This is a genomic window from Vibrio sp. CCUG 15886 (assembly GCF_028570825.1).
Taxonomy (GTDB): domain Bacteria; phylum Pseudomonadota; class Gammaproteobacteria; order Enterobacterales; family Vibrionaceae; genus Vibrio; species Vibrio vulnificus_B.
The window spans coordinates 33,293-46,699 of record NZ_JAQQBT010000007.1 but is presented as its reverse complement, the minus strand read 5'-3'; the positions used below and the strand labels follow the sequence as shown (position 1 = coordinate 46,699).

Sequence of the window (13,407 nt, the reverse complement as noted above, 5' to 3'; positions counted from 1 at the left end):
AGTCGATGGTTATACTATTGGTTTTTTTAATGGTGTAGTCACGTCACGAAGGGACGCAAAACTAGGGTTAAGTAAAATAATAAATACTCTTGCCATCCAACAATATCGAGGTCAACCGGTTGAATACGCTCTGTTCTACAACGACTCCAATTACAAAGAATACTAGCCGACTTTGCTGAGACATTCGATCAACGAACTAACGAGCTCGAGCAAAAGCAGTTTGAGCGATGGGAAGCTTTTTGGGATGTCGTAAGCGGTAGAAATAACAGCCCAATCATTAAAAAAATTGACTCACTAGTAAAAGGTTTCCTTGCCTTCGTGAATGATACCTTAAGCCGAGGTATCAACGAGATTATTCATGAGTTTTTGGAAGGTTTGGCGTCTTTGGCGGGGAGTGATATCAACACTGACGAGGTTCGAATGAAACATCGTCTTCGTAATGACTCACAGACTTGGCAAGGTAAAAAACTGATTTATTTGGCCCATTCACAGGGCAACCTTTGGGTAAATGAGTAATTCCATTATGTCAATCAGCGTTTGGGCTATGATGAAACGAATATTAAAGTTATCCATATTGCCCCCGCTTCTCCGACGCTTAACGGCGACTACATTCTATCGGACAAAGATCATGTCATAAACGGATTGAACTTTACTGGAATTGGTTCAGTACCGTTTCCAAACATAAGTATTCCGACAAGTAATAAAGATAGTTTGGGACATGGATTTGTGGAAATATATCTTACCAATCAACAAACCAAACAGATGATCAAAGACGCGGTAGACAAAGCGCTGGATAGCGTCAAATCTCCAGCAATGGAAGATTACCTATTTGATATTCGCTTCGAATACTCAGAAAACTACTTGAAAGCGCATCGTCCACCGAAAATTGCCTTTGTCGACAGTTTAGAAAGCAGGGACTATTGTGACTTATCGAACGTAGATTATTTTTTCGATTTCTATGGATCATGTGGTAACTACTATCGAGCGGTTGAAGATGCTGGTAGTCCTTATATCATTAGTGAGAGAGAACTTGTTGTCTCCAAGAAGAATCCTATACTTATGCCGCTCACCATACCTGATAGCCAACAGCCGTATCACCTTCAAGTGCAAGAATGCCTTGCTATTCCGCCAGCGGGGTCTTTTCTGTTGGGTGAAATTGCAGGCATTTACGATCTTGAAGCACCCCTCGATCTTACCGCTAAACTCGTGGTTACCGATCGATTTGGACGAGAGTATGATATTGATGACAGAGATGTCAGCCCGCACAGAGAAGGTGGGTACCTTAAGTGTGCTGGTACTGGGTCTTTCAGTGAACTGGTAGCGATACAATCTGGGTATAGCGATGATGAAAAACGGTACCTTAAAACCGAGCAGCTTACTGGTACGTATGAATTGAGTGCACAAAAAATCTCGCATCATTGCGGAGGACATTGAGAAAATCCCCTCAGTTGAGGGGATTTTGCTATTTCTCGGTTTGCTCTTTTCTATAAGTTTGGACCTGTCGATGGTCTATGCGGTTGATTGTTGCTTAGCTGAACCATGCCTTGGTACATGCGCAAGAACCAAACCAATATCGCTAGCGCTGCAAACAGCATACCCACGTAGGGAATCGCGTAGGCAACGCTGTTGAGTACATTGTCCAAAACCGTACTGTTGACCCAGTATTCACTGACGCCGACCAGTACACCGTTCGAGGTTGCTACGGTGACGATCAAGACAACGAAAAACGTGAGATAAAGGAAGAAGGTTCGAATTAATCCATAGTAGTGTGAATTAACAACGTCACCATCTTGGTTTTTATCCAATCGATACCCTGCATAAACAATCGCGATAACACCAGAGAGTAAGAAAGTAAATGGTGTTAAACAGCTGAGGATGTAAGCAATCCAAATACCCTTATGAGGTTTGTTCACGATGACCTCCTACCTTCGCTTGCTCGTTGGTGCTAGAGGGTTGAGAGCCGCTCTGCTGCTCTTTCTCCATCATTTCTGCATACCACAAATCATGATGTTCTTTAGCCCATGTTTCATCCACTTCACCGGTCACCATGCCTTCGAGTGCCCCTTCCATGCCAAACAAGCCAATGTAGATATGGAAGATAAATCCACAGATAAGGATCAAAGCCGAAATCATGTGCACAAGGTTAGAAAGTTCCATATCACGGCGTGTTTGACCGAAAATAGGGAAATCTAGGATCAGTCCACTGGCCGCGACAAACACACCAAAGAAAATCAATAACCAGTAGATCGCTTTCTCACCACCGTTAGAAAAACCTGCCGATGGATGGGTGCCTTTGTGTTTGCCTACCATGCCACCGAGCTTCATAAACCAACGTACATCCGTCATTGTTGGAATGGATTTACGCCACCATTTCAGCAAGATAAAGGTCAGCAAAATGAAGAATAATGGCCCCATGTAGTTGTGGTATTGCTTGGCAAGCAGAATAACAAAACCCCAAATTTCAGAAGGAACGTAAGGTTTTAAGAAGTGCTTACCATACACCAACATCAAACCGCTAAACGCAAGGGTGAGAAAGGTAAACGCCATGCTCCAGTGAAGCGCACGATCCCATCGTGACCAGCGTTTGATCTTTTTCCCTGTGCGAGGTTTGCTGAGCATCAAAGGACCAACAAACACATACGCCATGATCACCATAGCAATGCTGCCAAAAATAGCGATTGCTCCGGCAGGCGACATCCATTTTTCTTTTAACAGATACCAAGTTTGACCTGGGGTACTGATAAGCACGCCATGCTCAGGAAAGGTCGACGTGGTGTAACCCGCCTCACCTGCCCTGACTTGACGCCAAAAATCGGCCCCGGCTAATTGCGTCATTTCCGTTTGATCGACAGAGTTCTCTTTTTCTTGTGCCACCGTGGTAAAGCTTAAGGTCAACAGCAGTACTGTCCAAAAAGACAGTACTGCAAGAGAACCACGTTTAAGCGCTTGTAACATGACTCTCTCCAAACTTAGCTGCGAGTTGCATCGTAGGATAGATCTTCACCGTTGGTCCAACCGGCTTCTTTTGCACCACGTTCCACGACACGTTGACGGAAGATATCGGAGATTTTCTCTGCATCACCCGCCAAGAGGGCCTTAGTTGAACACAGCGAAGCACACATTGGCAGTTTGCCTTCTGCGATACGGTTGGCACCATACTTCTGACGCTCTTCTTCTGAGCCCGGTTCGGTGTTTGGACCACCGGCGCAGAAGGTGCATTTGTCCATTTTGCCACGCTCGCCAAATGAGGCTTGTTTCGGGAACTGAGGCGCACCAAATGGGCAAGCAAACAGGCAGTAACCACAACCAATACACAGATCTTTGTTGTGGAGCACAATGCCATCTTCGGTATGTTCAAAACAGTCTGCAGGACAAACCGCCATACAAGGGGCATCGGTACAGTGCATACAGGCCACTGAGATGGAGTTTTCGCCCGGTTCACCATCGTTCAAGGTAACAACGCGGCGGCGCTGAATGCCCCACTCTAATGCGTCGTCGTTTTCATTTTTACAAGCGGTCACACAGCCGTTGCATTCGATGCAGCGTTTGGTGTCGCAGAGGAATTTCATTCTAGCCATTTCAAGACTCCTTACGCTTTACGAATGTTACAGAGGGTGACTTTGGTTTCCTGCATCTGAGTGACAGGATCGTAACCGTAGGTGGTGGCGATGTTTGCTGATTCACCAATCACGTACGGATCAGTACCTTCTGGGTACTTATTGCGTAAGTCTTCACCTTGGAACTTGCCGCCAAAGTGGAATGGAATGAATGCCATTCCTGGTCTAACACGGCGTGTCACCATGGCTTTAACATGAATACGGCCTTTCTCTGCCCCTTCAACCCAAACCATGTCGCCATCTTTAAAGCCCAAATCGTTGGCGTCTTTCGGGTTTACTTCCACGAACATCTCTTGTTGCAGCTCCGCCAACCAAGGGTTCGAACGGGTTTCTTCACCGCCGCCTTCGTATTCCACCAAGCGGCCAGAAGTGAGGATGATTGGATACTCTTGCGACTTATCTTGGTCTTGAATTGACTTATACAGAGTTGGTAGACGGTAGATTGAAGCCGCGTCATCCCATGTTGGGTAATCGGCAATCAAATCACGACGCGGCGTGTAAAGCGGCTCGCGATGCAGTGGCACACGGTCTGGGAACTCCCACACGATAGTCCGTGCTTTACCGTTACCAAAAGGAATACAGCCATGCTTGATGGCAACACGCTGAATACCCCCTGAAAGGTCGGTTTTCCAGTTTTTACCTTCCGCGAGCGCTTTCTCTTCTGCAGTCAGATCGTCCCACCAACCCAGTTGTTTTAGTAGTTTGTCACTGAACTCTGGGTAGCCATCTTGAATGTCACTGTCTTTCGAGTAGCTGCCATCGGCCAGCAGACTCTTGCCTTCAAACTCAACGCCGAAACGTGTACGGAAGGTACCACCACCCTGTGCAACAGGTTTCGATGTGTCGTAAAGAATGTGGGTTCCCGGGTGCTTCATTTCGGGAGTGCCCCAGCATGGCCACGGTAAACCGTAGGTTTCACCATTCGCCGGTCCGCCTTCTGCTTCCAACGTAGTTTTGTGGAAGGTGTGCCAATTTTGTTGGTGTGCTTTTAAGCGTTCAGGGCTTTGGCCAGTGTAACCAATGGTCCACATCCCTTTGTTGAACTCACGAGTGATGTCTTCAATCACGGGTTGATTGTTAACAACGCGAACGTTTTTAAACAGTTGATCAGCAAAACCCAGCTTTTTGGTCAATAGATACATGATTTCATGATCGGGTTTTGATTCAAACAGCGGTTCGATCACTTGATCGCGCCACTGGATGGAACGGTTTGACGCCGTCACACTGCCATGCGTTTCAAACTGAGTTGTTGCAGGAAGCAAATAGACACCATCGGTGCGATCGTTCATGACGGCTGCGACGGTTGGATATGGGTCGACAATCACCATCATGTCGAGTTTTTCCATCGCCTTCTTCATTTCTACGCCGCGGGTTTGCGAGTTAACCGCGTGGCCCCAATAGAACATGGCACGAATGTTGTCGTTTTGTTCGATACTGTCTTTGTTTTCCAGCACACCATCGATCCAACGAGACACAGGAATACCCATGTTGAACATCGGCTGTTTGCCGTTGTATTTGTTCTGGTCAAAGCGGTTTTTCAACCAGTCGAAATCGATGCCCCACACTTTCGCCCAATGTTTCCATGAGCCTTCAGCCAAGCCGTAGTAACCCGGAAGTGTATGTGACAACACACCAAGGTCTGTTGCGCCTTGCACGTTATCGTGACCACGGAAAATGTTCGCACCGCCACCGGATTTACCTAAGTTGCCCAGCGCCAGTTCAAGCACGCAGTAGGCACGCGTGTTGTTGTTACCCGTGGTGTGCTGAGTACCGCCCATACACCAAACGATACAACCCGGACGATGATCAGAAAGCAGTTTCGCTGTTTGGTAAACGTCTTCTTCGCTTACACCGGTAACACGCTCAACTTCTTTCGGGTTCCATTTCGCCACTTCAGCGCGAATCTCGTCCATGCCAAATACGCGTTGGCGAATGAACTCTTTGTCTTCCCATTTGTTATTGAATACATGCCACAACACGCCCCATATAAACGCGACATCGGTACCTGGGCGCAGAGAAACATAGTGATCCGCTTTTGCTGCCGTGCGTGTGCGACGAGGATCCGCGACGACGATCTTACAGCTGTTTTTCTCTTTGGCGATGAGGATGTGCTGCATGGCAACTGGGTGCGCTTCGGCAGGGTTTGAACCAATGAACAACATCGACTTACAGTTGTGCATGTCGTTGAAAGAGTTGGTCATCGCGCCGTAACCCCAGGTGTTCGCTACCCCGGCAACCGTGGTGGAGTGACAGATACGCGCTTGGTGATCGACGTTGTTGGTGCCCCACATCGATGCCATTTTACGGAAGGTGTACGCTTGCTCGTTATTGTGCTTGGCACTGCCCAGCCAGTAGACAGAATCCGGGCCGGATTGCTCACGAATTTCCAATACTTTGTTGCCGATCTCTTCGATCGCTTGATCCCACGAAAGTTTTTTCCACTTACCGTTTTCCAACTTCATTGGGTACTTTAAGCGACGTTCGCCATGGCCGTGTTCGCGTAATGCCGCGCCTTTGGCACAGTGACCACCAGCGTTAAATGGGTGATCAAAAGCCGGCTCTTGACCCGTCCAAACACCGTTTTGCACTTCTGCATAAATACCACAGCCCACAGAACAGTGAGAACAGATGGTGCGTTTTACTTCGATAGGTGCGCTCGCATCGACACTTTTCGCTTCCGCTTTACGGATCATTCCTGGCGCAAACATGCTTGCACCGGCAATCGCGCCACCAGCAGCGAGTGAACTATTGCGCATAAATACACGACGGCTAATGCCAAGCTGTTTTTGCTCTTTCGTGACGCTGTCTGAGCGTTTAATTAGTTTCATTGACGATGGCTCCTACAGAGTTTCGTAATAGTCGCGGATATGCTGAGTTTCGTGATATCCCTTTTTCTTCGCCTGTTTTTCTACAGGAGTAACTTCTGAGGCTGAGGCCACTTGTGTGGTGCCAGCAACGACGGCGCCTGCTACTGCTGCCGTGGCGATACCTTTCAAAAGGTCACGACGGCTTTCGTTAATCTCATTTTTTTCTTTCATCATTGCTTCCTTACCTGTCAGGTAGATTTTTGGAGGCTTAAGCCTCTCTAAAAGAGATCGCTTGGCTAATCCGCCAAGTTTTTAATCTCAATTTTTAATTTGGTTTTGTTGTCCGGCGTGATTTTCGTTAAACGCACTTTTTCCAGGTTGAAAAATGCGCCGAGCAATTGGCTAACCGCCAAGTAAAATCCGGCGTGTTCGGCTTGATCGATTTGCTTGGTGAGGGAAACATACCAAGTCGCAAGGTGGCGGTTGAAAAACGCCTGTTGCTGCGCATCGGTCTGTTCCATCAGCGCCGCCATCACTTCACATAAGGCTGAAATATGATCTTCCGGCTCTTTGACATGCTCTTGGCGTTCAAAGCCAAGGCGAGCAAGATCGGTACGGATCTCGGCCAGTGGTTTTTCCATCAAAGAACCCGTGAGGTGCCAAGAGGCAAATGGCACCACTTCCCCACGACCAATCCCGATAAAAAGTTGTTGGTACTCTTCTTCAAGCTCTGTGTCGGAATAACGGTTCGCGGCCGCTTTCAATTGCAACCACGCATTTTGCATTTCACTGCCATCCGCTACGGTGTCTAACAACGTCAATAGCTCAAGCAATGCTGGAGATGGAGCTTGGCGAAATAGCGTCGATAGCAGCAAATAAATATCGGCTCTTAATGACGATTCTGGTTGGATATCCATTCGTGTGCCCTAGTAATTCAGTTGGTTTTCTGGGTTTACCGCCATCGATTCAAAAACATCGATGACACGGCAGTCTTCACACATTGCGATGCGATTAAGCGCTGCATCATTCGTAAAGTGAGAGTGACCACGTAACTTATCTTGTAGCATAGTGATCATGGACTGAGGCGCGAAAGGCTTATGACAACGCAAGCATTCCGCCGCTTTTTCCTGATGGATGACCACCGCCGCTTGTCGGCTCTCTTTATCCCAGTTCATACGAGGAGTCAGTGTCAGCACTTGCTCAGGACAGGCTTTGGTGCACAAACCGCATTGCACGCAATCTTGCTCGACAAATTGAAGCGAAGGGCTTTCTCCATCGGTGTGCAAAGCGCGAGTCGGACAAACCGCCACACAACTCATGCACAAGGTACAGCCCGTCGTTGCACAAGACACGGCGCCATAGGGAGCATGACTGGATAGAGCGACCGTGTTTTCTACTGGTACACGCGAGGTTGCAAGCGCATCGAGTGCAGTAAATAATCGTTGGCGTTTGTTGCCTTGCAAATCGCCAAGAGCAAGATCGAAATGTTCAGTACAGAGGACTGGTGCACCTTCCATCAATGATTCGAGATAGAGAATATCGATGCACTCTTTCGCAATGCCTAATTGACCAAGTAACTCTTGTGCGATCGCGACTTCGCTGTTCAATACGCGCTGAATCGTTGCGGGCATGCGGCGACTTGCAGCAAACAAGACTTGCGTTGCACCATTAACGAGCGCAGCAAACCAACTATCGATGCCGACAGAGGGCAGATCTTCCACCACAATCGGAATCACATTGTCGGGTAGCACCTTGAGTGCCATGACGTTGTACATTTCATGACGTTCGCTGCAAATCAGGATAATGGGGTCCACACCACCAACGCTTTCATAGTTCGCCAGCGTTCTTTCTATGAACTTTTGTGTCTCTTGCGGATTAGGCAATGCGTAATGAATTGCTTCTGTCGGACAACTGGTGGCACACGTCCCCACCCCTTGGCAGAGATAAGGATTGATTTCAATATGATGGCCAGTTTTGTCAGATCCTTGGCTAGTGAGTGCGCCTGCTGGGCACGCGTCAACACAACGCTCACAACCTTTGACGCCACGGGAACTGTGCGCACACAGATCGGTATCTAAGCGGAAATATTTTGGCTTATCGAACGTGCCCATTAAGGTTGGAATTTCTTGCAGGGCATCCGTTAGTTTTGGATAGCCACGCCCAACAGGATAATAGCCAGGGACCGGCACCTCTTCCGACATGAGGCCGTTGAGTGACAAATCCAGAACCACATCAAAAACATCGTGATTGATGGCCACCTTCGCCAGATTCAAACGTTGGCCTTGGTTTTCAACCAGCACCGTAAAGGTACCCAAAAAACCACTCAACTGAACGGAATCGGCGTAATAGATTTGCGCATCGCCTTTCTCGCCATCGGTTGAAAGCAAAGTTAGCGAAGTCATTTGACTCAATTGTGCGGCTGCACTTTGAATAATGGCACTAGGGCCGACGATGAGTGTATTACCACCGCTTTCATAGCTCACGGTAGGCGGTATCAGATTCCCCAACTCAACGGTGTTTTCAAACGCATAGAGTCGCGCTTTGCCATTGGTTGAAGTCGATTGCTGTAATAGTTGTTTTATCATTGCTCTGTTCCACACTGGCCAACACTGCGAAGGATTGGCAGGTCATACTGATAATTCAGTTATTGTTGTGGAGCATTAGCAAGTGCTATACCAACTTTTATACGCTTATTATTCAGTCGGTTAGCGTAGGATTTGTTGGGTTTTATAGCACTATCGATGACGAGAAATTCAATTGGGACATTTTGTCCCAATTGAATTTTCCCATCCCGCGTCAAAATGTACCTATTTTTTATGTGGGATCTTTTGTCTCATCTAGCGTTTCATTTGCAGGAAGATCGGATTGAGATAAAGTCAGGGCTTGAGTCTCAGATTGCGTTAGCGTGTCGCTGTTCGCCTCAATACTTTCATCGTTATCAACGGCTACTGAACCATCCGATGTGCAAGGTGCTCTTTCAGGCTCGGCCTCAGTCAACGCTTCCTCTACTGGCTTCATCCATTCTCTTAAGTTCTGTGCCACATTGGGCGCAAGAGCGCCAATAGAAGACTTGTAGTCGTGATCGTAATCATTGAGCCTATCAACCACGTTAAACTCTTCACTGTGGAAAAGCTTACGCAGTGCCGCCTTTTTAACTTCTTGCGTCGCTTCACTAGCCAACAGCGCTGAAATAGTAGGTTCTTGCTCCGTCAGCTCATCAGCACCCTCTTTTTCACCCAATGGCAGCTCTGAGAGTAACACGTGGTCTTCTTCGACAGCGTTTTTCTGCTCATCGGTGAGCGATGAGTGCGCTGCGATATCTTCATCGCTTTGTTTTGGCTGCTTTTGCGTCTCTCCCGCTAACTTACGAGAGGACCAGCGAGAGAAAAAATCAGTTGCCACTTGCTCGCCCCGCACCTTTGCGTTTCTTGCGGCGCTCTTCTAATAACTCGCCATGACGGCCGATAAACGCTTCCATCCATGCCTGAATTGGCAATGGCATCTCACAAGAAAGCACTAAATAGTCGCCATCCATATACTGGCCAGCCACCGATTGTGATGCCGAGATGGTTGTGATCTTTGGCGTTTCCTCTACGTTTTCAAGCACAACGAAGAGTTTCGGGTTTTGAGAACTCAAGTTAAAACGGTAGTCGGTTCGCTCGTCACGGAACAACTGAAGCGTGACGACATGGCTATGGTGGCTTTCTGGCTTCAACTCAAAACCCGTTAACTGCCACTGTGTGGTCACCCAAATACCAGTGGCAATTTCATGGGCAACGAGGTTGCAGCCTATAGGCCAAAGGTATTCATTTTTTTCTATATTACTTTGTGTGTCTATTGAATTTGACATGGTCCACCCATCATGTTGCTATGCGATTGCCTTTAAACATACATTAGTCCTATTCGAGGCCTTGGTGCATACTTGTTGCGTCGCTTTGTGCCGTTTAATAGCAAATTCTAAGCCAAGGTTATAAAGCGAATGTTTCCATATGTAACATGTGTTAGATGTGAGACGCCGTACGGTAGATGACGTTGGAACGGTAATTGCTTTTGAATTGATTTTGTTCCCCCGCCTTTGGCAAACGTGTTTCTTTGGTGATTCTTGATATCACCCATTCAAGCAGGAAAAAGAAGTGGTCAAACCCAACATTATTAAAACCAGTGAAAACCCTTTGCAAACCATTGAAGTGGAAGTATTCGATGAATATGGAGAGAAGTTAATTAAGCAAATTGCTTGTGAGCGCCCTTTAACCGTTCTTCTGAACTGGAAAGAAGTGGTGACGCTAATGACACTGGGCTCGAGACCTGAAGCACTCGTTTTGGGCTATCTCAAGAACCAAAGCTTCTTATCGGAAGTTGACTCTCTTGAATCGGTGATCATTGATTGGGAAACCAACAGCGCTGCGGTAGTGACAAAAGAGAATGTAGAACACATTGAACAGGCTTTGAAAAAGAAAACCGTTACCTCAGGGTGTGGGCAAGGCACTATGTATGGCAACGTGATGAAACAACTAGAGCACTATCAAGTGCCCCAAGTGACACTTAAACAGTCGGATATTTACAAGACCTTAGAAGCGCTCACCCACTACAACGATACCTACAAAAAAGCAGGTGCAGTACACGGATGTGCGGTGTGCAAAGGCGATGAAGTGCGTTCATTTGTCGAAGATGTTGGCCGCCACAACGCAGTGGATACGCTTGCCGGTGAAATGTGGCTAAACCAAGAATCAGGCGCGGATAAGATTTTCTACACCACAGGCCGTCTCACTTCAGAAATGGTGATCAAAGTGGCTCAAATGGGCATCCCCGTTTTGCTCTCTCGCTCTGGTGTCACGCAGATGGGTTTAGATTTAGCACGTCAATTTGGTATTACCACCATCGCACGAGCAAAAGGCTTACGCTTTCAAGTCTTTACCGGCGGTGAAAACATCATTTTTGATGTCAAAGGTCAAGAGAGTTAAATCACCTTACTTGCAAAACGCCTCCCATGCGCTAATAGTTGAATATTCCCTGCAATAAATTTGAAACATAAATGAAACAAAAGCAGAGATAGGTTAACTACGTCACTGGCTAAATGGGAGGTATCCATGTCCGGATCACCTGTTCAAAAACGTTTTTTCTTTTCATTCTCTATTCGAGCCAAGCTTTTACTTATCAACCTGACATTGCTGTTAGGCGTTGCTGCCTACGCGATTTATGAGAACAACAGCGCAAAGCATTTATCCTCTTTGGAGCACGCCTCAACAGAAAACTTAAGCAGTTCCATTGATCTGTTGATGCTTCGCCGACACGAGAAAGATTATTTGGCTCGTCGCAGCGAAAAATACCTGACGAGTTTCGATACTACCTATTCTCAACTGCAACAGCGCATTGCGCACTTATCAGACGTTCTTGCCAGTGAGTCGATTGCCATTGACGATCAACGTCAGCAAATTGTAACCACTCTATCTCAGTATCAAACTCAGTTTCATCAATTGGCCGCTCAGCTAGCAAGCATTGACGCGTTGCAAAGTGAGCTATTTGCAACCCGCAGCGTGCTCAAAACCAATGTACTTAGCGCCAATGATGGAGAGCTTACCGCGCAGTTTTTGCGGTTGCTTGACCATGACTTCACTTTTGTCACCGAACCGACACAAGAATACAAGGTGGCGCTGCTCGAAGGGCTTCGCCAGTTTGCCAAGTTTGAAACCGATTTGTCTCCCGCTTTTACCGATTATTCAAACACCTTATCTCGATACGTCAGCGCGATCGAAACGCTTGGTTTAACCGCAAATGAGGGCCTAAGAGGTGTGCTCCGTAACAATGTGCACAAAACCGAACAGGCGATTACCGATCTACAAACCACCATCAAGCAGAGCGTTGAGCAAACTGCAGCGGATATTCGCAGTAACTTACAGTGGATGGGCGTGGCGATCGTCGTGCTGTTATCGTCACTGCTCTACGTCATTGGCCGTAGTATTCTTTCGAGAATCAAAGCCATTAACCTCTTGATGGATGACATTGCCAATGGTAGCGGAGATTTAACGGTACGAATGAATGCCAAAGGCAGTGACGAGCTAGCGCAGTTATCCCGTTCATTCGACCTCTTTATCAGTCACCTACACGACAACATCAAACAACTGGCATCTGTGATGGGTGTATTAGGTGAAAGCTCTTGCAGCTCAGAGCAAGCAGCGCAGAGAAGTATGCAAAATGCTCAACAGCAGAAGTTAGAATCCGAGTCTGTCGCAACGGCGGTAAATGAACTGGTGATGACGACGAATGAGATCACCGCCAATATTGAATCGGCTGCGCAAAATGCACAACGAGTGAATAGCGAAGCCGATAAAGCACTGCAACTCACCCATGCGACGGGTAAGCGAATTGATACGTTAGCCATTAGTATCGAAGAGTCGCAAGCTCAGATCCAAGCACTTGAAGCACAAAGCCGCGAAATCAATGCCGTTGTCTCTGCCATTCAAGGCATTGCAGAGCAAACCAACCTGCTGGCACTAAATGCGGCCATTGAAGCAGCGCGCGCCGGAGAAAGTGGCCGAGGGTTTGCCGTGGTCGCCGATGAAGTGCGTCAGCTCTCTCGTCTAACCAATGATTCCACCTTACAAATTGAATCTACCGTGCAAGCACTAACGAAAGGGATCACTCAAACGGTCAACAAAATGGCAGACAGTGTCGATCAAGCTCGGACGACGAATGTGGATACGCGCCACGTGGTCGAAGCAATTGAAGGTATCAGCACGCAAATCACCGAGATGTTTGATATGAACACGCAGATTGCGACCGCGTCAGAAGAGCAATCAATGGTATCAGCAGAAATTGACCGCAATATTACGCAAATCGCCCAGCTGGCGGGGGACACTTATGAGATCGTTTCTGGCTCTGTCCGATGCAGCGAACAAGTGTCGGATGTTAGCCACAAGCTGGAAAAGATCGTCGCCCAATTTAAGTATTGAGCGCCCTAACCTACTTGCCGTCATCGACTGAGT

Annotated in this window: 13 protein-coding genes; 4 read left to right on the top strand and 9 right to left on the bottom strand. The window is 47.5% G+C overall.

Translation table 11 applies throughout. The annotated features are described in order from the left end of the window. The first annotated feature begins 318 nt into the window (after nt 1-318). Together PQQ36_RS14135 and PQQ36_RS14130 are read left to right on the top strand one after the other, a co-directional pair. Nucleotides 319-516 (top strand): hypothetical protein, encoded by a 198-nt coding sequence (locus PQQ36_RS14135; RefSeq protein WP_273661735.1) that lies wholly within the window; start codon nt 319-321, stop codon nt 514-516. Nucleotides 517-537: 21 nt separating this feature from the next. Next, nucleotides 538-1,434, top strand: coding sequence for a hypothetical protein (locus PQQ36_RS14130; protein ID WP_273661734.1), 897 nt, complete (start codon nt 538-540; stop codon nt 1,432-1,434). A 50-nt stretch (nt 1,435-1,484) separates the two neighbouring features. On the opposite strand, the gene PQQ36_RS14125 is transcribed toward PQQ36_RS14130, so the two are convergent. The 9 genes from PQQ36_RS14125 to PQQ36_RS14085 form a co-directional block, all read right to left on the bottom strand. After that, entirely contained in the window at nt 1,485-1,913 is a 429-nt protein-coding gene (locus PQQ36_RS14125) for a membrane protein (RefSeq protein ID WP_011080442.1), read from the bottom strand. Then, nucleotides 1,897-2,955 (bottom strand): formate dehydrogenase subunit gamma, encoded by a 1,059-nt coding sequence (locus PQQ36_RS14120; protein ID WP_011080441.1) that lies wholly within the window; start codon nt 2,953-2,955, stop codon nt 1,897-1,899. The genes PQQ36_RS14125 and PQQ36_RS14120 overlap by 17 nt, the downstream gene beginning before the upstream one ends. A gap of 14 nt (nt 2,956-2,969) precedes the next feature. Then, entirely contained in the window at nt 2,970-3,578 is a 609-nt protein-coding gene (fdh3B, locus tag PQQ36_RS14115; protein ID WP_011150292.1) for a formate dehydrogenase FDH3 subunit beta, read from the bottom strand. Nucleotides 3,579-3,589: 11 nt separating this feature from the next. After that, nucleotides 3,590-6,445, bottom strand: coding sequence for a formate dehydrogenase subunit alpha (locus PQQ36_RS14110; protein ID WP_039553724.1), 2,856 nt, complete (start codon nt 6,443-6,445; stop codon nt 3,590-3,592). A gap of 12 nt (nt 6,446-6,457) precedes the next feature. Next, nucleotides 6,458-6,658 carry a twin-arginine translocation signal domain-containing protein gene (locus tag PQQ36_RS14105; protein WP_011080438.1) on the bottom strand — a complete coding sequence of 67 codons (201 nt, stop codon included), beginning with the start codon at nt 6,656-6,658 and terminating at the stop codon, nt 6,458-6,460. 62 nt (nt 6,659-6,720) lie between these two features. Continuing rightward, nucleotides 6,721-7,341, bottom strand: a complete 621-nt coding sequence (locus tag PQQ36_RS14100) for a TorD/DmsD family molecular chaperone (RefSeq protein ID WP_045620662.1) — start codon at nt 7,339-7,341, stop codon at nt 6,721-6,723. A gap of 9 nt (nt 7,342-7,350) precedes the next feature. After that, nucleotides 7,351-9,009 (bottom strand): 4Fe-4S dicluster domain-containing protein, encoded by a 1,659-nt coding sequence (locus tag PQQ36_RS14095; protein WP_273661733.1) that lies wholly within the window; start codon nt 9,007-9,009, stop codon nt 7,351-7,353. Between the two features lie 229 nt (nt 9,010-9,238). Beyond that, complete coding sequence (locus tag PQQ36_RS14090) at nt 9,239-9,826, bottom strand: DUF3306 domain-containing protein (RefSeq protein WP_045596896.1); 588 nt, start codon at nt 9,824-9,826, stop codon at nt 9,239-9,241. After that, nucleotides 9,816-10,274, bottom strand: a complete 459-nt coding sequence (locus tag PQQ36_RS14085; protein ID WP_273661732.1) for a DUF3305 domain-containing protein — start codon at nt 10,272-10,274, stop codon at nt 9,816-9,818. Before PQQ36_RS14085 ends, PQQ36_RS14090 begins: the two co-directional genes overlap by 11 nt. A 283-nt stretch (nt 10,275-10,557) precedes the next feature. Between PQQ36_RS14085 and PQQ36_RS14080 the strand changes: the two genes are divergently transcribed. Further along, on the top strand, nt 10,558-11,385 hold the full coding sequence (locus PQQ36_RS14080; protein WP_038969470.1) for a formate dehydrogenase accessory sulfurtransferase FdhD: 828 nt from the start codon (nt 10,558-10,560) through the stop codon (nt 11,383-11,385). 126 nt (nt 11,386-11,511) lie between these two features. Further along, complete coding sequence (locus PQQ36_RS14075; RefSeq protein WP_273661730.1) at nt 11,512-13,374, top strand: methyl-accepting chemotaxis protein; 1,863 nt, start codon at nt 11,512-11,514, stop codon at nt 13,372-13,374. Nucleotides 13,375-13,407: the final 33 nt, after the last annotated feature.